A 20,524-nucleotide genomic window follows, 5' to 3' on the forward strand; every position below is an offset into this window, starting at 1 on the left:
AAATTATTTTTACCTTTTTCTAATCCCGCCAAAGGCATTGTTTACCTTCTCTACTTCACCGATTTTTGCTGTTGCAATCTCCAATTTATTCCTGATGCTATGTCTTTAGCTTCTTTTTCTGTTTGCGGTGAAGACAGGGCTTTTCTTGCCGCGTCTTTCACAGCCGAATAGGCCGCGTTGGCATAGCTAGGATGAACACTAGGAGCCATCGGTGTGCCAATCTTCAATGGCGGTGCCCACTCTTTTGCCTTTCTTAGAGTTTCTTTTGCTTCCATCAATTTTGATGCTATATTATCGAGAGCTGCCATGTGTCACCTCTTTAAGATGCATAATGTTTCTCATCTTCCATCTTAGCTTTAAATATGGGGCGAGCTTTAAATTTCTCTCCATCATAAATAACTTTTACGGCTCCTCCAGGTTTCACCAAAGCCGCTTTGTGGTTATTATGCAACAAGTGCCCCGCGCTGTGTATCACACTAGCATGTGCCGAAACAAGACTAGGCTTTCCTCTTAATCCCGCGCGAAATGCTTTAAGAAGAGGTTTTCTCATCCTATTATTGGCCCCATTAATAGATTCGCCGCCGGGAATTTTCTCTTCTGGATGTTCGTGATAATATTCCATCTGTTCTTTATATTCGTCTTTGCTCTTTCCCGCAAATTTTCCCGAATCCAAAGGTCGCAATTTTTCCGTAGGAATAGCTTTTAAACCTCGGCCCTTTAGAATTTCTTTTGCCGTATCTTTTGCCCGTCTTAAATCACTAGTCCAAGCTTGTCCTATTGGTTGATTTTTCAGAAACTCTGCAACTTCCTTAGCTTCTCTTTTTCCACGTTCGTCTAATGGAACATCCAATTGGCCTCTGTATTTGTTTTCATCGTTAAGACGGGTTGACCCATGACGAACTATGAAAGCTACAGTCTTTTCCATTTACGACCCGACTCCCGACAACTCCAAAATTTTATTTTCTATATCTTTTTCAGAAATGATTTTTCTTGATGATATGAAAAATTTTCCCGTTATCAAGAACTTTACGAGGTCTTCCCTTAATTGACGCTCTTCTTCGAGTTGAGACATCAAAATACCTATAACTTTTTTAAGGGCTTCCTCATTACACATCTCTGCCTCTAGGATGAATTTTTCATACGTTTAATTTCGTTTTGTTCCGCAATATCCTCTTTCCATGAATGCAAAACCAACAATGACTGAATTGCGCCTACAAATAAAGCATAGTTTGCATCTAATTTACCAATTAAAGCGAGCTTGATTCCTACCACAGTAAAAACAATCGCAAAAAAAGTGCATCGGCCAGAAAACAAATTAAAAATTGGAGCCACTAGGCTTCTATTGGTTAATGCAACAAATCCAATCTTTAATTTTTCAAACATGCTTATCCCTTTTTAAACCCCTTCATTGTTTTAGCAAAGTTGGCCATGTGCCGAACGTGCTCGTTTTCCGAATGCGTTGCCGCCTCTAGTTTAGACTCAGGAATCGGTTCGCCTTCGGGAACGTGCAACGCTCTGTGCAATCCACCTTTACGAAGATGATGCATTGCTCTGTACAACGAAGGATTTTTAACTTTATCTGCCATGATTATGCTCCGGGCATTTGAGGCGTTTGGGACGGCACAACAGGAACTCCGGCTGCGGTTGCTTGCTCCGCAGGAATGCCGTGGTTTCCCATGTCGGCTTCCGCTTCCCCTGGATTCGGTTGCCCCAAATGGTCTTGAATACTGTCGTGTATTTTGTCTAAATTAGCCACTGCGTGCTTTCTGTCGTGCTCTGGGCCGTCTTCATGCACATGATGAACCGTAGCAGAGCCATCATGGTGATGCTCAATATGAGTACGATGATAGCCGTGGCCAGCGTGTTTTTTCTTAGCCATGTTTTAAACCTTCTTTTATCTCTTCATGAATTCCCGGATGGATTTTTTCTTCCATTGCTTCTTCCTCATCGCCGGGAACTCTTAGATGGTCTTCCAAAGAGTCGTGCACTCCATCCAAATCTGCTACCGCATGAGTTTTCTTCTCACCATCGTGGCGTTCATGTACTATCGTCGAACTGCCGTCCGCATGATGTTCTATGGTAGTTCTTGTAAATCCATGTTTAGCATGCATATAAATTACTCCGATTCTTCCTCATCTTCGGGCGGCTCCACAAATTCACAACAGCCTTTTTGTATATTAACGATAGGAAGAAAATTCTTATCCTTTTTAGTTTCTCGGTCGGCTATAACAACGGGGTGCATACAGCGCCCTTGGCCCTCTTTATCCACAAAAATTTCGCCTTCTTTCTTTCCTTTCAAATAAACGCAATCTTCGCAATGATAGGGTCCGCTTTCGGCATAGCCAGAAAGACGAGTGCTTTTAGGCCACAAAGGACCTACTTCAGAAATTAATCTTTTTAAGGCAGAAATCTTTTTCAGCCAACTTTTTTCCGCCATTATTCGTTCCTCTTTTTTCTGGCATGAGCATAGGAAGGAAGATGCTTTCTAGAAGTAGCCGCAAAATCGTGCAACTGCTTTTTAGACATCTCTAAAAGCCCCTTATTTCGTTCATATAATTTTTCTGGTTCGTGTTCAGCAATGGCCATTGCCGCTTGCTGTGCGCGTGATACCGCTGGCATAAACACTCCTTATCCCCAACCCAATTTATGAAGTATGCTTTTAATTGCTAAATTAAAAAGCCCCAAAATTGGAATAGACGCCCATTTCCCAACCTGAACGATTGTTTCGTGCCTATCTACTTTCTTTTTCATTTCGGCTAAACAGGCTGTTCGGTCGTCTAGTAATTGCAACATTTGAACAACCCCAACCTTATACGCCGTTTCGTTTGTTACGTCTATGCGTAACTGTTTCTGTTCGTCTGCCATAATTAAGTCCCGTTTAATTTGGCGCGACTATCACGCGCATCCTGTTCTGGATTCCACAGACTAGATGACGAGGGGCGCGTTTCATCCGTGCGCCCCGTCAGTCTCTAACTTTTTATGGCAAACTTACTTGGAATTGGTACATATTTGCGCTATTTCCAGAGTTTGATGCTCCGAATGTAACGCCTACTACCAATACGAAAGCGGGGTCGGTTGCAAAACTAATACCGCTAATCGGGGTACCAGCAGCCGCCGATGTGGCAGTGCCGTTAATCATGCTCCACGCATTCTTGTAGAACTGCAACAAGCCCGAACTTGTGTCTCCCTGCATATAGACATCAATTGTCCAAGGATAGAAAACTCCGTCCTGAGCCTGGTTTGTAATAGTCTCTTCAAGAATTGTCTGATAGTTAGGAGCAACTCCGGCTGCAACGTTGCTCAAATACAACCCAACCTTACCAGTTGTAGAAGCTTCGCCCGCACCGAATAAAATATTTCCAGATGCCGTAACACGGAACAATTGGCCGTTCAACTCGTTATTACCCGGAACCTGCAAACCTCCGGCATTGCTGGTAGAACTTGGAGTTTGACCCTGAGTCTGCGCTCCGCTCACTCCAGCATTAACTCCGCTGACTCCGCTGTTCCAATTGGCCGCGCCGGGAACGTTAGCGAAATACTTAATCGCCGTTCCTACTCCGCCAACAGTTACGGGGTTGCCGCCGTTAATAAGATACGATTTAATTACACCCATTTTGTTTTTCTCCTTTATATACGAACAAGGCTACGATATTCGAGTTACGATGTTCGCTCCCTGCCGCTTTAATAGAAAATGCCCTAAATGGGCATAATCTAAAGCACACTGTCTAAGTGCTCAATGTTTAAAGACAGTTGATTTTCTTCGGTTAAACCGAAAGAATAATTATGCGTATGTAATAGAAACGGACACGGAAAGGGCTGGCGATGTAGTTCCAGCCGTTCCTCCCGAAGTTACACAAGCCGCCGTAAGGGCCGTTGCAAAAGTCACTCCAACCGAAGCGCCAGTAAAATATGTACGAGTTACAACTGAGTTGGCTGGGACATAAATAATTTCATCGGGCGCAGTAGTGCCCACAACAACGCTTCCTGAAGTCGCATTATACAATTTCACATAAACGGGAGTTCCGTTAGCCGAATTATCGGCGCGAACCCCATACAAAACCGCACTAGATGCTTTAACTCCATCGGGAGAATTTCCCATCACGGAATCAGTGAATACAAACTGATTCGTTGGAGTTGACATATTCACTTGTGATATAGCCATAATAAATCCTCTTTATTGAACAAAAGTTCCGGTTGGTAATTGAACTGGCTGCTGCGGCGGAGGCGGATTATTAATAAGTGCCTGATTTAACATAATTGGCGCAATTAAATTTTTTACGGCTGCCATACCGCCCGATTGCGCCGCCTGTTTTATGGCACTCAACCAAATTTGAACTGTAACATCCACACCGTCTACAGTACCCACGATAGTTACTAGAGGGTCCGCATTAGGGTCGTTCAAAGGAACATAAGAAGCCGAACTAACTACATATGTATGTGTAGCCATTATTATTCCTCTGTTCCCATTGCAATAATACGAACATGCCCTGATGTAAGAGCGGCGCTAAGATTAATGTTCAAAACATTGTTAGCCGCTGCCGATAAAATTCCATTACCAAGGTCAAGATACGTATAATGGTCATCAGTAAATGTTATTCCGCCAGTACTCGGAACAAACGCACTAAAAGTGATATTTGTTGAAGTTACATTGTCTCGTAAATCTATTGTTAATATGCCTGCTGCGGCTTGCGCCGCATTTCCAGTAAGCTGAAAAACCAATCGCATCAAACGAAATTTCTTTCCGGCTGTTGGAGTCCAAAGAGCGGTATTTCCTGCCGCCGTGGCGATTGCGGTCTTAAATGTACTAGGCGTTCGGGCTTCAATCCAAGTGGGAGTTCCAACTGCGGATTGTAAAAGCATTTGCGCCGAACCCATAGGGCGGGCCGCGCCCCCTGAATTTTGAACATCTTCTCTAATATTATCAGGCGTGGCCCCAGAAACATTCGTTCCGGCTGCCACGACAATGGCGCCGGTTGTCGAAATTGATAAAGTGCCTTGATTTGGACTAATTTGAGGTTGGCTTCCATTTCCGCCAATTACTAAATTTGGAGGAACTGTTGCCTCAAAGGCCGTCAAATTAAATGTGGTTTGCGGACTGCCGCCATTAATATAGTTAACACGCCAATACCTAGTTGGAATATAGGTTCCCCAAGTATAAGTAGTGTTTGGAACCGCACTTCCGCCAGGTCCTAAAGTATTAAGAGTTGCTGTAAAATTTGGAACAGATGTATCATTTGTTCCCTGAATCGAAACCGTCCCGCTGGCAACATCAGCACGGTGCTGCAAAACAACCCAATTACCTCCAGTTGCCTGAGTATCCACCCAAGCCGACACAAAACTTGCTCCCGCTCCTAAAGGAGTAGAAGTAGAGATAGAGGCATATCTTCTCGGAATGGGCCTGTAAAATGGGGCAACCTGTGAGCCATCTCCTGAAATATTCGACGCCGCACCTACTGCGGCTCCGCCCCATTGGGCCATGTTTTCACTAATGGGATTTGAAGGATTACCAAATAAATTTGTTCCATCCGAAAGTTCTACGGGCAGAGCATTTGATATTGTAACAGGCGACCCCGCAATTTCAGATATATTTACATTTGTAACAGCCGCACTGCTAGCGTTTGTAATCAATTTGCCGTCTTGCGTCACCTGCAACGGACAAACTTCTCCGTCTTGTAAATTAACGCCTGCGGCCTGATACTGCCCCAAAAATGCGATAGCTCTCAATTTATTATCGGTTGACATTTACTTCCAAATCCATCCGCATACACATTTAACTTCTTGACCGTGTTCGCGCTGTTCTAAAACACGTCCGCAACGAGGGCAAAGCCTTGTTGCTATAAAACGTAAAAGGCTCATAAAAGCCTCACAGATTAACTGCCGTGAGCTACACCCAAATAATCCAAATAATAGTGAATATTTCCGCCAGAGTTTATGACCTGCAAAATATCAAGTTTTGACGGATTAGAAAAAGCATCTGCGAACAACTGAGCGGTAGTGGCCGTCGAACTTAGGTGGGTTAAAAACTGTCCGATGCGGGTGCCATTTGTAAAGTTAGATGCAGGGTTATGAACCGTTCCTGTATAATCAACATTTAAGAGAACTTTACCGCCATTATTATCCACAATCTGAAGCAAATCCAAATTCTGCCCGCCAACAGCATTGGGAGTGACTTGAGGCCACGCAGTAGCCACCGTCGAGCCGTTCTGAGAACTATTTTGTGAATACAAAGCCTGTTGTGTTGCTGTCATGTTTTCTCCGCTATAAATACAAAACCCCGCCGTTTGAAACAGCGGGGTCAGAAATTGGTCGAGAATCAAGGATTTGAACCTTGGACCTCCTGCTTCCGAAGCAGGCGAGAACAACCAGGCTTCTCTAATTCTCGATTAAAAATTGGTCGAATCAGCAGGACTCGAACCTGCAAGGCCGTTAGGCACTGGTTTCCAAAACCAGAGGGCTTCCATTTACCCGCCTATGACTCGAAATTATTGCATTAAAGGAACCCAATATGTAGTTCCCGACAAAACTATTTTCAAAAAACCAACTATATCGCGTGGATTAGACGGCCCGTCGCCAGTTCCTTTCTGAGGAGCACGTACTGTCTGAATACCCCCATTACCTACACCCAACTGATGCAACAAAACTAACTGATTTCCAGACGAAGTTCCGACATAAAGCTGAGCTTCATCTGTTGCAAAATACAACTCTCCCGTTTGCAATATGGGCATATTTGCTTTAATGCCGCGCAAAACTTGAATACCTACATTTCTAGCCATTAGAAGCTACCGCAATCTATATTCGTTAGGCTTGAGCCTGCTCCAATCGAAGTCGGTAATTGAGTTTGAGCGAGTAAGCCTGAAATATCAGCAAATGAAGGTTGTGCTAAATGCTGAACACCGTTATTATCAATATATGTCACAAACTGATGAGTTACAGGTGCCGATAAACCCTGAATAGTCGTTCCCGATGTAACTCCTATGGCTGTCCAATTTACATTATTCGACGCTGGCTCGTCAGTTAAAATGTATGTACGATTGTTATCGGCTTGTAAACACAAATCTCCGATAAGAACACCAGTTAGCGCCAACCTAGATGTTTGGTCGGCTGCCGTAAAAACTTTTACATCATTGGCTAATCTAGACCAAGCGGCAGGTATTCCAGTTCCGCTTCCAGTATCAACATAAATTTCATTAGTGTCTGTTGTCCACGCAAGTACACCCGCAAAACCCGTGGACGGCAAAGTTGACAAACTAGATTTCGTTCCTCGATAAAGCTGAATAGATACATTAAGACTCATTAAAAAGTACCCGCATCAATTGAAGTTTCGGTTATGGCAGCCGCCGATATTTGAGTAGTTCCGTCAAAAAACGTAATTCTTGGAGTGTGTACTGTGCCTTTTCCATCAATTGAGAAAAGTATTTCTCCATTCCTATTTATCAAATGAAGAAAATCCTCGCCATGAGAAAGATACTTTCCCATTGATGCTTGTTTTGATATGTTCATCTGCTTAAAACTCAAATATGGTTGCGGCGCTTGGACTCGAACCAAGATGACTAGTTTCAGAGACTAGCATCCTACCAATTGAATGACATCGCAATAAAATTTCAAAATTTGGTTGCTTCGTCAGGACTCGAACCTGAATAACAAGTTTCAAAGACTTGCGAATTGCCAATTATTCGACAAAGCAATTGGAGCACAAGGAGGGAATCGAACCCTTCGTATATTCGTTTTGCAGACGAATGCCTTGCCACTTGGCTACTCGTGCTTAAGTGTCACATATTTCACTGTAAAACGCTTATGGTAAAATATGTGACACTATAAAATGGCAGAGGATAACCGAGTCGAACGATTAACCTTTCGGTTAGCCTAGTTTTCAAGACTAGTTGGGAACCATCTCCCGCTACCCTCTAAAATTGGCGGAGTGCGAAGGATTTGAACCTCCACAACCTTTCGGTCGCTTGTTTAGCAAACAAGTGCGGCTACCAATTTCGCCAGCACTCCGTATAATGTGGTGAACAATAGCCAGGATTCTGTATAACGGCCATCATCCATCTAAGCTGCCTACCCGGCGTTCTGCGTGCTCAACTCACTCCCGCCCTATTTGGCATTGCACTCAGAGGGAGTTTCTCGACTCCAATGATTCTAACTATCCGCCAATAATTAGAATATCGAGGCTTACCCGTCCAATTACTCGGCCCGCAACTTCCACGGTCTGATGTTGAGATGTGTCCTGAACTTCCTCGGAATTTCGCCCCCTGTAATACGATGCTCAAGGTACGCCTTGACGACACCTTACGGTTTGAGGGAGCCACCGTTCCGCGATAGCCTAGTTCACCAAATTCAATTTATTCTTTACGGCTTTTCCAATAAGATATGTAGCCACAAGAAAAGAAACAATCAGTCCCAAGAATCCTAAAACCAATAAAACGTCTCCGGGACTTGCTATCGTATCTCCGATTGAAATATAGTCACATAAAATCTTCAAATGACTGTATGTTGCCATTGAAACGTGCTCATTGTCAAGAAAAATTTCTTGATTCGTCAATTTTCCTACATAAACGGGCATCATACCGTTGTTTGCCGATATGGCGGCAACGTTTAATAAACCACCTAATATATAACTCACGATAGACACGAGAGCACAAAGCATTACTTTTAACGGCCTCATATTTGTGCCTCGATTTTGGACGACTCGGCGGGACTCGAACCCGCATAAGAAGTTTAGGAAACTTCTGTCTTATCCGATTAAACGACAAATCGTGGAGGCCCCGGCGAGAATCGAACTCGCATACGCTGATTAGAAGTCAGCGGTCCTGTCCGTTGAACGACAGAGCCTTAAAAACTTTTTGGCGAGACATGAGGGACTTGAACCCCCACCCTACGGTTTTGGAGACCGATATGCTGCCACTAACACCTATGACTCGCGTTAAACTTGGAGCGGTCGGCGGGACTCGAACCCGTCTTCTTCAGCTTGGAAGGCTGAGGCACAACCTTTATACCACGCCCGCTCGAAAAATTATTTTCTTGTCGGCACGTTCCTTTTCCAGACAAAAAATAGCGACGTAGAAAGTCAGCGTTCGACGACATTGTAACAAAGTCAGCGATTGGCGACTCGAAAAATTATTTTCTTGAAAGCCTAGCAATCCAATTGTCGGTATGTTTCTGTCTTTCCAACATACAGTTTACAGCGAACTCAAAATCCCCATAATTCACATAAGCAAAAGGATTATTATACTGTGAATCCTTGGCCATGTAAACTTGCTTTCCATCGCGGCTCCAATCCCAAACATCGTTATGACTGCACTCATACCTGTCGGGAATCAAAAACTCGTCCCAATCGCCACTCGATAAAACTTTCTTAATGGCTTGGTTTTGAGTGCGACGAACGGCTCTCGCTGCTTGTGTTTTATCCCAACGAGCACTATTGGAGCCGCAAACAAAACTAGCATACGGCTTTCTATATGAACGACTCATCAGAGACCTCACGGTTAAATCTAATGAATACTCATATACTACAAAAATGGAGCGAAGTACGATAATCGAAATCGTACTCAAACCTTGGCAAGGTTTTGTTCTGCCACTAAACTAACTTCGCTAAAATTGGTTGCGGGGGAGGGAATCGAACCCACTTTGGACAAGCCACAAGGTTATGAGTCTTGTGTGCACCCGGAGCACATCCCCGCTTCAATTGGTCGTTCGGGTTGGAATCGAACCAACCATGCACGCTTTATGAGAACGCCGCCTAGCCGATTAGCTTCCGAACGAAATCATAAATTTGGTGCGCCTGACAGGACTCGAACCTGTACGCCCGAAGGCACCAGTTTCTAAGACTGGCGTGTCTGCCCAATTCCATCCACAGACGCAAAATGGAGGCGTAGAAGGGAGTCGAACCCTCGTTCTCAGCTTGAAAGGCTGATGTCCTGGCCATTAGACGACTTCGCCATTATCCAATTGGTGACCCTGAGCGGTACTGACCCGCTGTTCTTAGATTGAGAATCTAATGTCCTGCCTTTAGACGACAGGGCCTTGGCGGTGCTACTGGGAATCGAACCCAGACTTCAGCCGTGACAGGGCCGTGTCGTTACCAACTGACCCTAGCACCGTTGGAGCTTCGTGAAAGAATCGAACTTTCACTTCACCCTTACCAAGGGCGCGTTCTACCATTGAACTAACAAAGCGTACCATGAAACTTTTATTTTGTCAACTAAAAACTTAGCGATTTTTGGAGCTTCGTCGTGGAATCGAACCACGGCTCGCGGTTTACGAAACCGCTGTCATGCCACTAGACCAACAAAGCAAACTTAAAAATTGGAGCACAATGTTGGATTTGAACCAACTCCCGCCGTTTACAAAACGGCCATTCTACCAATTAAACTAATCGTGCATTATTTTACGACACTTTAAAAATTTCAAAATTTGGCTCCAGCCCTGGGACTCGAACCCAGACCTTCATGGTTAACAGCCAAGCGTCCTGCCAAATTGGACCAGACTGGAATAAAAAGCAAGGCAACAAGCGTTATAAGTCTTTTTTCACACTAGAAGAAGTATCTCATAACTACGGCACTTGCTATTTCTCTGCACTGCTGCATTATAACTATTGGAGGACCGCAAGGGATTTGAACCCTTAATTATGCGTTCGAAGCGCATTGGTTTATCCGTTAGCCTAACAGTCCTAAAAATTGGAAGGCCGTGCGGGAGTCGGACCCGCGTCTGCGGATTCGTAGTCCGCTGTCTTTTCCTCTAAACGAACAGCCTTTTGGTACGCCGTAATGGAATCGAACCATTCCTTCTGGTTTGTAGGACCAGCGCATACTACCAGTTTGCTAACAGCGTATGGTGGACGAAACAGGCTCTGCCCCTGCCGCCTCCGCATTGCAAGTGCGGCGCTCTCCTGAATGAGCTACTCGCCCAAAATGAATCTCCTCTATAATAAGCTTGAGTCCCAAACAACAAGATTCGGACTCTCCACACCTAACACAAGAATACGCCCGTTTGTATTCCTGAGTGTAATCCCAAACTTGGTACTCCACCAAGGACTCGAACCTTGACGAGACGCTAATCAGGCATCCATGCTACCACTACATCAGCGGAGTACGAAAAATTCAAGCCGATACTTTTTACGCCTCGGACTAATTGAACGACTTCCTCTCAACGGGCGCTGCGCGGTCTGCACACTAACTTTCTCAAAAAATATTTAATCAAGCAAACCCAACGCCAGAATATTACTGGCCAAGGAAACGGGCGTTGGTTACAGGGTTTGGGACTGGCTGTGTCAGCGTAAAAGTCAAAAACACCGGACTTGATTTCTGAGCCAGATTATCAACCGCATAAATAGCGACCGCCTTACCGCCTGGGTTCGCGTATTGAAGAACCAACGGCGCGGCATCGGTAGGAGTAGTTTTTACGTCCGCTCCGTCAGGTCTCGGCGCTGTTCCTACAACATTATTTGACAAATCCGCATCCCAAACTTCAAAATGGTCAAAAACAATTTGCGGGTCGGATGCGGTCCAATCCCACGCTATTTTAGCATTTAACATGTTTCCCTCAGCCCTTTTGTAAAGGGGACTTTTTAAAAATGACTGCGAAACAAATTGGTGGAGAAGGCAGGATTCGAACCTACAGTATCCACATTGGGATGCCGGGGGTTACAGCCCGGTAGGGCGACCTGTTGCCCCAACCTCTCCATTAAACTTGCTTTACGTAAATTTTATAAACCAAAGTTCCATTCGGAATATAACGGCTCGCGCTTAAAATTTGGTCGCCCTGGGAAGATTTGGATACTTCCAACCCCGACGCTTAAAAGGCGTGTGCTCTTACCAATTGAGCTACAAGGCGAAAAATTGGTAGTCCGCGACGGATTCAAACCGTCACCTATCTCCTTAAGAGGGAGTAATGCCGTCATAACACCTGCGGACTAAAAATTTTGTTGGGAACAACTCTCCGTTTGTTCCTTCTATCACACAAAATTGGTACTCGATGAAGGAATCGAACCTTCCAGCAAGGGTAATCTGCCCCGACGCTTTATAAGAGCGTGCTGCGGACCGCCGCTATCGAGTAAACTTAAATTTGCTGTACAGGAGCGGGCTTACCGCGCAAAATTCCTTTCTGAATCATCTGCTCCGGCGTAAAAACATTTGGGTCAAATCTATTTTCATGGCCCAATAAATACTTCGGAGTTAAAGTGTGCCTGTCCGATTCGGGCAACTTACCCGACCTCATTTGCCTGGGTATATTGTAATGCGGCATATTGCCTCTTGATAATCGAATTGGTGCGCTGCGAGAGAATCGAACTCCCACGCCGTTTTAAGGCCGAAGATTTTAAGTCTCCTGCGTCTGCCTGTTCCGCCAGCAGCGCAAAATTTGGTGCCTTTGGAGGGAATCGAACCCCCACGGGACTGTGCCCACCGCGTTTTGAGTGCGGCGCGTCTGCCTGTTCCACCACAAAAGCATGGCCCCTATCCGTGGAATCGAACCACGACTACCTGTTCTTCAGACAGGGGTGCGGCCACTACACCAAACAGGGACAGAAACTTTGACTTTCTGAGAATCTAGAATGGCCCGCTTCATGCAGCAAGCCGAATACGGGCGACTGCTTAAAGCTTTCTTCGGGCCTTTCTTCCACCATATAATTCCGCATGGCCTCCCCAAACACTTTCGCGTGCCTCATGTGCCCCAAGGCCCGTTTCCAAAAGACGGCAGTACTTACGAAGGGCAACAATTGCTACTGCCGCGCTCTCTGGGTCATCCATGATTTCCGACTCTAACGCCGATGCTTCTTGACGTTCTTCAAAATCAAGCTCAGCTACGGATTCCGTAATCATCATTGGCCCCTTAACTCTTTTCCTTCAAAAGGCGAACCAACTCCGAGTCCGACGTTGGAACGTGCTCGAATTGTTTACGGTCTGCCATGCCTTAAACTTCCTTAACGCTGTAATTATCAGGCTCGAACTTGCGGCCCTCAACCTGAGATTTTGCTTGCTGCAAAGCGGCTTGAGGGGTTTCGGCCTCGGCTTCAATCTTTATCTTCTGAGTCAAGGTAATTTTATACGTTTTCAATTTTTTATCCTTTCAGCCTTGAGGGCCGTGGGTTGAAGGTAAGGAGTAGTAGAAAACCTCACGGCCCTCACTCTGCGCTTTACTTTACCACGCAACCCGAAAACTTGTCAAGAACTATTTTCGGGTTTTTTCCCGCTGGCGCGGGCTTAAACCGGGCATGTTTTTTTTTTAATTGTAGCCTCGACTACGCCCAGCATAACTCTTCGATAAAAAATCTACAACAACTCTTAAAATTTGTCAACAGTTTTTTTTGGGGTGAAGAGTGGGAATCGAACCCTACACTGACTCTTTCACAGAGAGCCATGCTGCCGTTACATCATCCACACCTCGGTTTAATTAAATGTGCTGCTTAATTTTATTTATAACGCTTTTCGCGTCGGCTATAAGACCCGATTCAAATTTTGAAACAACTTCACGTATTTTTGAAAGCTTGGCCGCGTTCTTGATACGACCCACGCCAAAACCGACAGCAAAACCTACCACAACTAGAACAAATTTTAGCATGCTCATGTTCTCCTGTCAACCAATTTTTCAAAACTCAATTGCTTTCTTAGTTTCTTCCTGCCGTGCCATACTGCTTTTCGGCTGCCTTAAGAGCGGCGTTTGGCCGAACCGTGGCTTCGCCATGATTAGATTTAAGCGGCATGGGGCGCTGTGGATATGCCTCATCCGAACACATATCCGTTTTCTTTTCGGCGGGAATTACTTTTTCTCCGGCATGTAATTTATATAAGCCTGTGCGAGGAACCGTGCCGCCATGCTTATAAGAACCTAAGACTTGGCCTAAAGCCTGTTTTGTTTCCTCGCCTTGAGTCTTTTGCATCAATTCGGCGTAGTCGGTGTCTTTTCCGCCCCTTCTATCTACTTCGCCTTGTTCGGCAATAAATTTTCGGCGCTGTTCGGGGTCTTTAATTCCTGCGGCCAATCTGCCGCGAGTTTTAGATAGAGCGGCTTTTTCTTGTTCGTTTAGAGGCATGTTACTCTCCGAAAAACTTTCTTGTATCAAGTCCCAAATGTTTGAACGCTTTTATTACTTGCTGCCGAAACTCAAGGTCTTTGGCCGATTTTTTAAAATCAATAAACGACCTCAAATCTTTTTCCATATCGGTATAAGCCGTTGGGTCTATATCGGGTTCGGTTAAGGCGGCTAAATCGGCTTGGTCGGACGCCGAATCAGTTGTGTCTTTGTCCTCTTCTTTTAAAAGATTGGCTTCTTTCATCATACCCCAACTTGGACGTGTTTTATTTATTATGTCGGTCATTAAGTTTCCTTTGAATTTGTATTAATTCCAAAGCAGGCGACAACAAACACATCTCATCAAATGTAAGGTTGTGTATGTGTCTAATTTCACGGCAGCGTTGGCATGCCGCAATAGCATTATAGGCCATTCCGACTTCCGAATCAATCCAATCTACGGAACAGCCTTCGGGTTCTAGCTCGGCTTTACAATAATAACAGCCGTCCTTTAAAAGTTGCTCATAAAAGTTAATGTGCCAAAGCAAGTCAGTTTTAGGGGTATGCTTTTCTATGAGGACTGACTTTAATAGCCTATGCTTATACCCTATAGAACCCGTCCGAAAGGAATTAGACTTTTTAATTGTGGTCCTTAAAGTCCTAAGTTTAAAGTCAACCTGCTTCTGACGTTCGGCCAATCGGTCTAATTTCTCTAAATGCCTTTTCAAATTAAGTTCGGCCCGCAAACAGCCGCAACTCTTCTTTCGGCCCGATACAAGTTTATCTTCACGGGCCAATACAAGTTTATTCTGACCTGTCTCATTTGAGCAATCACAGTCGCAAAGCCAATACCGCTTATTCTTCTCACTATGAGAAAACTGTCTCACTTTGAGACGCCCATAGGTGTTGCCAATTAAAGTCTGTGTCATAATGAGAACTGTTTGTCTCAAATTGAGACGATTTTCGGTTCGTTCTAAAATCGGGTGTGGTTCTTTTACAACACCGAGTCATATACCCCATTTTTAGAAACAGGTCTGTTTGGTCAGTTGGGAAGGGTCATTTACCCCTAGTACCTTTGTTTTCTGTAATTTATGAACCAACGTCCACGTCCACGGCCACGAAGGGGCCTTGGGGCGTTTCACACCCCCTTAAAAGCCGCCTCGTACTATGAGTACTAGTAATACTATGAGTACTATTACCATTGAAAATAAAGGACTTATGTCGTCTCGATTTGCGGCCTGGACTGCCGTTCGGACTCACTTGCAGCGCGCTACTTTTCCGCCGTTTTTCTTGCTCGTTTTTCTTGCAAATTATTGTAAATACTAGACTTGTAAGCTTGAAATGTAAGGTTATCTTACATGTCAATGATTAGTACTAGTACCGCAAAACCGAATTTTGTAACATTTTTACCCGTTTTGTGGTAAAAATACAACATTTTTTGCGAAATTGTGGCAAAAATGCCACAAAAAATGAGAATCGTCGCAAGTGTCGAGCATATGTCTCAATTATGAGACTATCTCAGTATCATATTGAGACTGTCTCAATCTAATATTGAGAGAACGTGTTCGCGCACGTTCCCGTAAGGTCCGAATCCTAAACCGTCCACCAGGGCCGTCTCTTACCAGCCGCATTGTTTCCTCAGTCTCCAGCGGCCCCGCATGGACTCTCTCTCATAAGATGACTGTATGGCCCCGCAAGTATTGACAAAAAGTGTCACTTTTAGCTAAATTTTTATCATAACTATAATAAAATCAATAACTTAATAAAATGCATATTCCGCGTTTCTTCGGGTTTTATGCCTGTTTCGTCCGCAACCTATAAGGTCAATATATAGGCTTTTTATAGGTGTTTCGTCGGACCTTACGGGCTTTTATTGGGTTTTGCAGGAAATTGACTGCAAGGTAGTAACTAGAAAATTAACAGTGGTGGCCAACTAGTAATTTTCTAGTTACTACCCACTCCGACCGCGCCAGTGACAGCATTTTGATGTTAAGTCTTTTATTTTCAGTAACCGAATTCTGTCACAAAATGCCGTCAGTAGTGTGGGAGACACACTTTCCAATATCCCTATCATCATTTATTAATAGGCGAAGAAAAAACGAAAATAATAGTAAACATATTTATTTGCAATTACTTACAGACGATAAAATTTGCATATGGGTGCCATTTTTATATAAAAAATAATTGATTTTTTGGTCAAAAAATAGGTGTCTGTCTCCCTCTTAGGACAGAATCTTGGGACAGAATTTGTACGTTGAAAACAAAAGACTTAATTCTGTCCAAGCATTTCCAAAAATTGACCAATTTTCGCAATCAGAAAATTTCACATTTTTCTATCGAAGGGCGGTCTCGATTCGATGTGGCAAAACTCGCCACCAAATTAGTAACCGTTTAGACACATTCGTTATCCACCGATTGCTGCGCTTCGCCTAACAGCGGGCATCAGGATGTTCGCCAGGACGGGCACCATCGGCCAAAAGAGCGCCTAGGACGTTCGTAATTCTGTTTTAAGCGCTCTCCCTTCATTCGCCTGTCGCAATCGTTCTAATAGGCTCTAATTGCGTTTTGACAAAAAGTGTCATGTTCGGGAAATAGAAGTACTATCAAAAATCAGTACCAAAGTACTATTTACAATTAAATCTTCCTACGATATTCTCAGCGCAGAAGGAATGGAAACCGTGGAAAAAGGAGGGAGTCAATGAAAGAATCTCAGTACACGCAAGATTATCTTGAGACGACCGCATCAGGCCGTTTTTACACCATCCAGACCTACTTGCACTATCAATTAAAGGGCACGGCCAAGTCTTATGCTGGTCGCTATGCCGAGGCGCTACGCAATTCCGTCATTCGTCGCGGCGCAGTGCCCGTCCGTTCTTTGCATGGTGGCGTAGCCTACCGCATGCCCGAAGGGACGCGATAGCACGCTCTGCCGCGTCTGTGTTTTATCCATCTTTAATAAGCCGTTTTGGCACGGACGCTTATTATACGCATAGACCGATATGTAAAATAAGCGACAGGACACGGCAGAAGTACCACCAAAAAATCGGTACCAAAGTACTATTTACAAAATTAAATTCCTATCGCATCATTCACATCGGCAGGGAGAAACAGCAATGAACAAGGAAAAGTATATCAAGATTTTGGTGCTTTTGGATAGGTCAAGGGAATTATGCGCAAGAGAGGACAAGCATCTTTGGGAAGAACTCTTCTATGTGAGCATGGTAGTAGAGAAAAAGATTGATTCATACGGTGGATTCACCAAAAAAGAATACCGCAAAGTAAGCGAAGAGCTCGCCGCGACCGTCATGCCATTCTGACGGACCTTGGACTCAAGCGCGTCCGTGGTGCTTTGGGCGGAGTTTATTACGAGTAAAAAAAGGATGGGCGGCAAATGAAAACCTATACGCTAAATCCAATTGATAATGTCGTTGAAAGAGTAGTAGGCGAGTACGACGAGATTATCCCCGATGTTGAATTATCGGACTTGCTTGCGGAAGAGTATGCTCAGGTTTTTCATAGGGATTACAGCCAATCAACCTATGCAAAGGTCTGCCAAAGGCTGAACGGCCTAGGCATTCGTGTTGTAAGGTCTGCTGGATAAAAACCTAGAAAGGATAGAACAATGCAAGCAAAACCTGCCGTTGAAGTGATTCGTGAAGCCTACAGCAATCCTGCCAATCCTCAAAATCTGAGGCTTGCGCATAACGGCAAGCAAAATGCGATTGCTGCGTGGGACGCGGAACTTAACCGTTTCGTGATGGTTGCGTCTGCCACCATAGATGGAAAGTGGGTGACCGTGCCTTACGAACTGCTTGTTAACGGCGAGCGTGTTGTTAGCGAGTGGTTTGAAGTAGAAAGGCAGGATGAAGCGCGATAGCCGTACTATCGCGTCCACGGAGTCCTAGACAAGAGTCCGACAGGAGGAACAAATGAAAGTAGAAGTAGTCAAGAAAGTCAAGACCATACCTCCAGCGCACAAGTTGAGCGTGCTGTCAGCGGATGGCACGCTCAGCACAGTTGACATCACGTGGGAGAAACTCCGCTTTTCGCCTATTGGTGAGAAGTGGAGCGCCAAGGGAGTTGGCATGACGTGGAACGAGATGCTCACGGCAACGCTAGTCTATCGTGATGAGCATCAGGCCGTGATTCTTGAATCGCGCGAGTACTTGCAAGAGGGGCACGACGCGCACTACGAGCATTGCTTGCTAGGCTTCGTGTTCTAGGCTGATGAGTGGAAGGTATCTTTGTCCGTTTGTCGCGGCTGAAATGAATGCGATTCAAAAGGCAGGTCCCAGAAACATTTGGCTTCTTTTGGCCTATTAGACGCGAAAGGCAATAAGATGACATACGGCGAATCTGTCAGAATTTTGGTAGAAGCCGATTGCGTTGAACGCGGTCAAGCCGGACGCGGCGGCAAACCTTGTGGAACGGTCGAACCTGGACAATTGGGATTATATCTGTATCCATGTCCAGGTACGTTTAAGCGCAGCGGCTGGCACGTTATTGCTTTCGGAGGATGGGACGTTTGTTTGCGCGAAGGACAATTTGAAAAAATTTAGTAATAGAACTTTCGTACCATTGACTATTTTCCTGAAGAATTGCTAAACTGCCAGCTATGAAATTAACCTATCACGCGGAACGCAATCGCTTTGAGGCCGTGCTTGCCACGGGCAATGCTTGGCGAGCGGACTATCAGGCAGTCAAGGGTGCTGGTTTTCGGTGGGACGCGAATATAAAGAGCGTGTGGTTTACCACGGATTACAACGTGGCGGCGAAGATGGCGAAATATGCCGACGCGGCGGCGGCTAAAATTCTTAATGAAATGTCGCAGCGGGCCGCCGAAAGCCAAAAAGCCAGCCGTGCCACCGACGCGGCCGTTGAAATTCCTTCGCCTAGCGGTCTTAATTATCTTTCTTATCAAAAAGCGGGCATAGCCTACGCCATCCATCGGCCACATACGCTCATTGCGGACGAGATGGGACTCGGCAAGACCATTCAAGCCATCGGCATTGCAAACGCCACTGAAGCAAAGCGTGTCCTAGTTGTTTGTCCCGCTAGTCTCAAACTTAATTGGATGCGTGAATTTACGAAATGGAACACGATTCCCAATCGAACGATTGCGGTCGCTAACGGTGAATTTCCTTCGGCTGACGTTGTTATAATCAATTACGACATTCTGAGAAAGCACGAATTCGCTATCCGCTCTATCAATTGGGATTTGCTAATTTGCGATGAGTGCCACTATCTCAAGAACTACAAAGCGGCGCGAACCCGTCAGGTTTTAGGCGGTGGCAAAGGTGGTGACCGCATAGAACCTATACCAGCGAAACGCAAAATTTTTCTGACCGGTACCCCGATTGTCAATCGGCCAATCGAACTGTGGCCACTATTAAAATCTCTAGAACCAAACGGACTAGGACGAAATTGGAAGTACTACGTTTCACGTTATTGCGACGCGCACCATAATGGCTTTGCGTTGGACGTTTCTGGCGCGAGCAATCTAGAGGAATTGCAGCAAAAGCTTCGGTCGTCCATTATGATTCGTCGGCTGAAAAAGGATGTATTGGCAGACTTGCCTCCGAAGCGCCGTCAAATCATTGTGCTGGCGTCCGATGGTTTGGATGAAATTATCGAGCGTGAGAAAAAAGCCTACGAAGCTTTCGAACAGGCTGAATTGGAGTCCAAAACGGCGGCTTTCTCCGTATTGGCCAATCTTCGCCATGACACGGCGAAAGCAAAAATCCCGTTTGTCTTGGAGCACATTGAGCAAACTTTGGACGAGACAGACAAATTGGTGGTGATGTGCCATCATCATGATGTGGTGGACGCGATTGCCCAAAAATTCTCCGGTCAATGTGTAACGGTAGATGGCCGTACAGCGGCAGAAGATAGACAAATTGCCGTGGACAAATTTCAAAATGACAAGTCTTGCCGTTTGTTCGTCGGAACCATTAAAGCGGCTGGCGTCGGATTAACCTTGACGGCTGCATCTACCGTAATATTTGCGGAACTGGATTGGGTGCCCGGCAATGTCACACAGGCTGAAGACAGATTGCATCGCATCGGGCAAACCAACCCTGTATTGGTGCAACATCTTGTTTTGGACAAATCCTTGGACGCCAGAATGGTCGAAATAATCGTAGAGAAGCAAGCCAACATCGAACAGGCTCTCGATAAAGTAATTCCTTCGGAGCCACAAATTTATTCGTTCGCGCCAACAGAGAATAATGCTGCTCCAAAGCAAGATACGCCAAATTTAACGGATGCCCAAATTGATGCTATTCATCGAGCACTCAAAATATTGGCTAATGCGTGTGACGGGGCACATTTGCTTGATGAATGTGGTTTTAACAAATTGGACAGCGCGTTTGGCAAGTCTTTGGCAAATGCGCCTCGCCTCACGCAAAAGATGGCACATTGTGGACTTAAGCTAGTTCGTAAATATCATCGTCAAATACCACAAGATATTTTGTGTGTACTAGCTTGACAAGCGTGGGGCATTGCGCGAAGTTATGT

Annotated in this window: 32 protein-coding genes and 32 tRNA genes; 7 read left to right on the top strand and 57 right to left on the bottom strand. The window is 45.1% G+C overall.

What is annotated here, in order from left to right:
• Positions 1–50: 50 nt before the first annotated feature.
• The 57 genes from VFA52_03945 to VFA52_04225 form a co-directional block, all read right to left on the bottom strand.
• Positions 51–308, bottom strand: coding sequence for a hypothetical protein (locus VFA52_03945; protein HZS43338.1), 258 nt, complete (start codon positions 306–308; stop codon positions 51–53).
• Between the two features lie 11 nt (positions 309–319).
• Positions 320–925 carry a histidine phosphatase family protein gene (locus tag VFA52_03950; GenBank protein ID HZS43339.1) on the bottom strand — a complete coding sequence of 202 codons (606 nt, stop codon included), beginning with the start codon at positions 923–925 and terminating at the stop codon, positions 320–322.
• Positions 926–1,122: 197 nt separating this feature from the next.
• A complete protein-coding gene (locus VFA52_03955; protein HZS43340.1) occupies positions 1,123–1,383 on the bottom strand; it encodes a hypothetical protein in 261 nt (86 codons plus the stop codon).
• A 2-nt stretch (positions 1,384–1,385) separates the two neighbouring features.
• Entirely contained in the window at positions 1,386–1,586 is a 201-nt protein-coding gene (locus VFA52_03960) for a hypothetical protein (protein HZS43341.1), read from the bottom strand.
• Between the two features lie 2 nt (positions 1,587–1,588).
• Positions 1,589–1,879: a hypothetical protein gene (locus VFA52_03965; protein HZS43342.1), complete on the bottom strand. Its 291-nt coding sequence runs from the start codon at positions 1,877–1,879 to the stop codon at positions 1,589–1,591.
• On the bottom strand, positions 1,872–2,111 hold the full coding sequence (locus VFA52_03970; GenBank protein ID HZS43343.1) for a hypothetical protein: 240 nt from the start codon (positions 2,109–2,111) through the stop codon (positions 1,872–1,874). The genes VFA52_03965 and VFA52_03970 overlap by 8 nt, the downstream gene beginning before the upstream one ends.
• Positions 2,112–2,116: 5 nt before the next feature.
• Complete coding sequence (locus VFA52_03975; protein HZS43344.1) at positions 2,117–2,437, bottom strand: hypothetical protein; 321 nt, start codon at positions 2,435–2,437, stop codon at positions 2,117–2,119.
• A complete protein-coding gene (locus VFA52_03980) occupies positions 2,437–2,619 on the bottom strand; it encodes a DUF3008 domain-containing protein (GenBank protein ID HZS43345.1) in 183 nt (60 codons plus the stop codon). Before VFA52_03980 ends, VFA52_03975 begins: the two co-directional genes overlap by 1 nt.
• Before the next feature lie 9 nt (positions 2,620–2,628).
• Positions 2,629–2,865: a hypothetical protein gene (locus VFA52_03985; GenBank protein ID HZS43346.1), complete on the bottom strand. Its 237-nt coding sequence runs from the start codon at positions 2,863–2,865 to the stop codon at positions 2,629–2,631.
• A 112-nt stretch (positions 2,866–2,977) separates the two neighbouring features.
• Entirely contained in the window at positions 2,978–3,613 is a 636-nt protein-coding gene (locus VFA52_03990) for a hypothetical protein (protein HZS43347.1), read from the bottom strand.
• Positions 3,614–3,781: 168 nt separating this feature from the next.
• Positions 3,782–4,141: a hypothetical protein gene (locus tag VFA52_03995; protein HZS43348.1), complete on the bottom strand. Its 360-nt coding sequence runs from the start codon at positions 4,139–4,141 to the stop codon at positions 3,782–3,784.
• 33 nt (positions 4,142–4,174) lie between these two features.
• On the bottom strand, positions 4,175–4,447 hold the full coding sequence (locus tag VFA52_04000; protein HZS43349.1) for a hypothetical protein: 273 nt from the start codon (positions 4,445–4,447) through the stop codon (positions 4,175–4,177).
• A 2-nt stretch (positions 4,448–4,449) separates the two neighbouring features.
• On the bottom strand, positions 4,450–5,742 hold the full coding sequence (locus tag VFA52_04005; GenBank protein ID HZS43350.1) for a hypothetical protein: 1,293 nt from the start codon (positions 5,740–5,742) through the stop codon (positions 4,450–4,452).
• Positions 5,743–5,870: 128 nt separating this feature from the next.
• Positions 5,871–6,248 (bottom strand): hypothetical protein, encoded by a 378-nt coding sequence (locus tag VFA52_04010; protein HZS43351.1) that lies wholly within the window; start codon positions 6,246–6,248, stop codon positions 5,871–5,873.
• A gap of 55 nt (positions 6,249–6,303) precedes the next feature.
• Positions 6,304–6,382 (bottom strand) — tRNA-Pro (locus VFA52_04015).
• A gap of 9 nt (positions 6,383–6,391) precedes the next feature.
• A tRNA-Pro gene (locus VFA52_04020) sits at positions 6,392–6,479 on the bottom strand.
• A 3-nt stretch (positions 6,480–6,482) separates the two neighbouring features.
• Positions 6,483–6,773, bottom strand: coding sequence for a hypothetical protein (locus tag VFA52_04025; protein HZS43352.1), 291 nt, complete (start codon positions 6,771–6,773; stop codon positions 6,483–6,485).
• The gene (locus VFA52_04030; protein HZS43353.1) at positions 6,773–7,294 is read right to left on the bottom strand and encodes a hypothetical protein; all 522 of its coding nucleotides are present in this window, start codon (positions 7,292–7,294) and stop codon (positions 6,773–6,775) included. Before VFA52_04030 ends, VFA52_04025 begins: the two co-directional genes overlap by 1 nt.
• Positions 7,294–7,500, bottom strand: coding sequence for a hypothetical protein (locus VFA52_04035; GenBank protein HZS43354.1), 207 nt, complete (start codon positions 7,498–7,500; stop codon positions 7,294–7,296). Before VFA52_04035 ends, VFA52_04030 begins: the two co-directional genes overlap by 1 nt.
• An 18-nt stretch (positions 7,501–7,518) precedes the next feature.
• Positions 7,519–7,593, bottom strand: a tRNA-Gln gene (locus tag VFA52_04040).
• 16 nt (positions 7,594–7,609) lie between these two features.
• Positions 7,610–7,684, bottom strand: a tRNA-Gln gene (locus VFA52_04045).
• 2 nt (positions 7,685–7,686) lie between these two features.
• Positions 7,687–7,762, bottom strand: a tRNA-Cys gene (locus VFA52_04050).
• Positions 7,763–7,911: 149 nt separating this feature from the next.
• A tRNA-Ser gene (locus VFA52_04055) sits at positions 7,912–7,998 on the bottom strand.
• A 325-nt stretch (positions 7,999–8,323) separates the two neighbouring features.
• A complete protein-coding gene (locus tag VFA52_04060) occupies positions 8,324–8,623 on the bottom strand; it encodes a DUF5317 family protein (protein ID HZS43355.1) in 300 nt (99 codons plus the stop codon).
• A 58-nt stretch (positions 8,624–8,681) separates the two neighbouring features.
• Positions 8,682–8,757: transfer RNA gene (locus VFA52_04065), tRNA-Arg, on the bottom strand.
• Positions 8,758–8,832 (bottom strand) — tRNA-Arg (locus VFA52_04070).
• Between the two features lie 12 nt (positions 8,833–8,844).
• Positions 8,845–8,920 (bottom strand) — tRNA-Trp (locus tag VFA52_04075).
• Between the two features lie 197 nt (positions 8,921–9,117).
• Entirely contained in the window at positions 9,118–9,471 is a 354-nt protein-coding gene (locus tag VFA52_04080) for a hypothetical protein (GenBank protein ID HZS43356.1), read from the bottom strand.
• Between the two features lie 47 nt (positions 9,472–9,518).
• A tRNA-Gly gene (locus VFA52_04085) sits at positions 9,519–9,592 on the bottom strand.
• A 6-nt stretch (positions 9,593–9,598) separates the two neighbouring features.
• Positions 9,599–9,681, bottom strand: a tRNA-Met gene (locus tag VFA52_04090).
• A 5-nt stretch (positions 9,682–9,686) separates the two neighbouring features.
• A tRNA-Ile gene (locus VFA52_04095) sits at positions 9,687–9,761 on the bottom strand.
• 12 nt (positions 9,762–9,773) lie between these two features.
• Positions 9,774–9,860, bottom strand: a tRNA-Leu gene (locus VFA52_04100).
• A gap of 4 nt (positions 9,861–9,864) precedes the next feature.
• Positions 9,865–9,939: transfer RNA gene (locus tag VFA52_04105), tRNA-Glu, on the bottom strand.
• Between the two features lie 10 nt (positions 9,940–9,949).
• Positions 9,950–10,023, bottom strand: a tRNA-Glu gene (locus VFA52_04110).
• Position 10,024: 1 nt separating this feature from the next.
• Positions 10,025–10,099 (bottom strand) — tRNA-Asp (locus VFA52_04115).
• A gap of 2 nt (positions 10,100–10,101) precedes the next feature.
• Positions 10,102–10,175: transfer RNA gene (locus VFA52_04120), tRNA-Thr, on the bottom strand.
• A 45-nt stretch (positions 10,176–10,220) separates the two neighbouring features.
• Positions 10,221–10,294, bottom strand: a tRNA-Thr gene (locus VFA52_04125).
• A 12-nt stretch (positions 10,295–10,306) separates the two neighbouring features.
• Positions 10,307–10,381, bottom strand: a tRNA-Thr gene (locus tag VFA52_04130).
• Between the two features lie 33 nt (positions 10,382–10,414).
• A tRNA-Asn gene (locus VFA52_04135) sits at positions 10,415–10,491 on the bottom strand.
• Positions 10,492–10,595: 104 nt separating this feature from the next.
• Positions 10,596–10,670 (bottom strand) — tRNA-Arg (locus VFA52_04140).
• Positions 10,671–10,677: 7 nt separating this feature from the next.
• Positions 10,678–10,752: transfer RNA gene (locus VFA52_04145), tRNA-Arg, on the bottom strand.
• A gap of 2 nt (positions 10,753–10,754) precedes the next feature.
• Positions 10,755–10,830, bottom strand: a tRNA-Val gene (locus VFA52_04150).
• A gap of 1 nt (position 10,831) precedes the next feature.
• Positions 10,832–10,907, bottom strand: a tRNA-Ala gene (locus tag VFA52_04155).
• A gap of 312 nt (positions 10,908–11,219) precedes the next feature.
• Entirely contained in the window at positions 11,220–11,534 is a 315-nt protein-coding gene (locus tag VFA52_04160; GenBank protein HZS43357.1) for a hypothetical protein, read from the bottom strand.
• A gap of 55 nt (positions 11,535–11,589) precedes the next feature.
• Positions 11,590–11,681, bottom strand: a tRNA-Tyr gene (locus VFA52_04165).
• A gap of 71 nt (positions 11,682–11,752) precedes the next feature.
• Positions 11,753–11,832: transfer RNA gene (locus VFA52_04170), tRNA-Lys, on the bottom strand.
• Between the two features lie 6 nt (positions 11,833–11,838).
• Positions 11,839–11,913, bottom strand: a tRNA-Lys gene (locus VFA52_04175).
• A 51-nt stretch (positions 11,914–11,964) separates the two neighbouring features.
• Positions 11,965–12,053: transfer RNA gene (locus tag VFA52_04180), tRNA-Ile, on the bottom strand.
• A gap of 211 nt (positions 12,054–12,264) precedes the next feature.
• Positions 12,265–12,352 (bottom strand) — tRNA-Leu (locus tag VFA52_04185).
• A 6-nt stretch (positions 12,353–12,358) separates the two neighbouring features.
• A tRNA-Leu gene (locus VFA52_04190) sits at positions 12,359–12,445 on the bottom strand.
• Between the two features lies 1 nt (position 12,446).
• Positions 12,447–12,520: transfer RNA gene (locus VFA52_04195), tRNA-Phe, on the bottom strand.
• 70 nt (positions 12,521–12,590) lie between these two features.
• Entirely contained in the window at positions 12,591–12,821 is a 231-nt protein-coding gene (locus VFA52_04200; protein ID HZS43358.1) for a hypothetical protein, read from the bottom strand.
• Positions 12,822–12,909: 88 nt separating this feature from the next.
• Complete coding sequence (locus tag VFA52_04205) at positions 12,910–13,053, bottom strand: hypothetical protein (protein ID HZS43359.1); 144 nt, start codon at positions 13,051–13,053, stop codon at positions 12,910–12,912.
• A 251-nt stretch (positions 13,054–13,304) separates the two neighbouring features.
• Positions 13,305–13,379, bottom strand: a tRNA-His gene (locus tag VFA52_04210).
• Between the two features lie 10 nt (positions 13,380–13,389).
• The gene (locus tag VFA52_04215) at positions 13,390–13,557 is read right to left on the bottom strand and encodes a hypothetical protein (protein ID HZS43360.1); all 168 of its coding nucleotides are present in this window, start codon (positions 13,555–13,557) and stop codon (positions 13,390–13,392) included.
• Positions 13,558–13,603: 46 nt separating this feature from the next.
• Complete coding sequence (locus VFA52_04220; GenBank protein ID HZS43361.1) at positions 13,604–14,029, bottom strand: hypothetical protein; 426 nt, start codon at positions 14,027–14,029, stop codon at positions 13,604–13,606.
• A gap of 1 nt (position 14,030) precedes the next feature.
• On the bottom strand, positions 14,031–14,315 hold the full coding sequence (locus tag VFA52_04225; protein ID HZS43362.1) for a hypothetical protein: 285 nt from the start codon (positions 14,313–14,315) through the stop codon (positions 14,031–14,033).
• 2,391 nt (positions 14,316–16,706) lie between these two features.
• On the opposite strand from VFA52_04225, the gene VFA52_04230 reads away from it, so the two are divergent.
• The 7 genes from VFA52_04230 to VFA52_04260 all read left to right on the top strand — a co-directional run bounded on the left by VFA52_04230 (position 16,707) and on the right by VFA52_04260 (position 20,495).
• Complete coding sequence (locus VFA52_04230; protein HZS43363.1) at positions 16,707–16,928, top strand: hypothetical protein; 222 nt, start codon at positions 16,707–16,709, stop codon at positions 16,926–16,928.
• A gap of 193 nt (positions 16,929–17,121) precedes the next feature.
• On the top strand, positions 17,122–17,325 hold the full coding sequence (locus tag VFA52_04235) for a hypothetical protein (GenBank protein HZS43364.1): 204 nt from the start codon (positions 17,122–17,124) through the stop codon (positions 17,323–17,325).
• A 74-nt stretch (positions 17,326–17,399) separates the two neighbouring features.
• On the top strand, positions 17,400–17,609 hold the full coding sequence (locus VFA52_04240) for a hypothetical protein (GenBank protein HZS43365.1): 210 nt from the start codon (positions 17,400–17,402) through the stop codon (positions 17,607–17,609).
• Positions 17,610–17,630: 21 nt separating this feature from the next.
• A complete protein-coding gene (locus tag VFA52_04245; GenBank protein HZS43366.1) occupies positions 17,631–17,885 on the top strand; it encodes a hypothetical protein in 255 nt (84 codons plus the stop codon).
• A 52-nt stretch (positions 17,886–17,937) separates the two neighbouring features.
• On the top strand, positions 17,938–18,231 hold the full coding sequence (locus tag VFA52_04250) for a hypothetical protein (protein ID HZS43367.1): 294 nt from the start codon (positions 17,938–17,940) through the stop codon (positions 18,229–18,231).
• Between the two features lie 117 nt (positions 18,232–18,348).
• The gene (locus tag VFA52_04255) at positions 18,349–18,567 is read left to right on the top strand and encodes a hypothetical protein (GenBank protein ID HZS43368.1); all 219 of its coding nucleotides are present in this window, start codon (positions 18,349–18,351) and stop codon (positions 18,565–18,567) included.
• 56 nt (positions 18,568–18,623) lie between these two features.
• A complete protein-coding gene (locus VFA52_04260) occupies positions 18,624–20,495 on the top strand; it encodes a DEAD/DEAH box helicase (GenBank protein ID HZS43369.1) in 1,872 nt (623 codons plus the stop codon).
• Positions 20,496–20,524: the final 29 nt, after the last annotated feature.

Source organism: Candidatus Paceibacterota bacterium (assembly GCA_035652395.1).
GTDB lineage: Bacteria > Patescibacteriota > Minisyncoccia > Phycocordibacterales > CAJBRS01 > JADGRH01.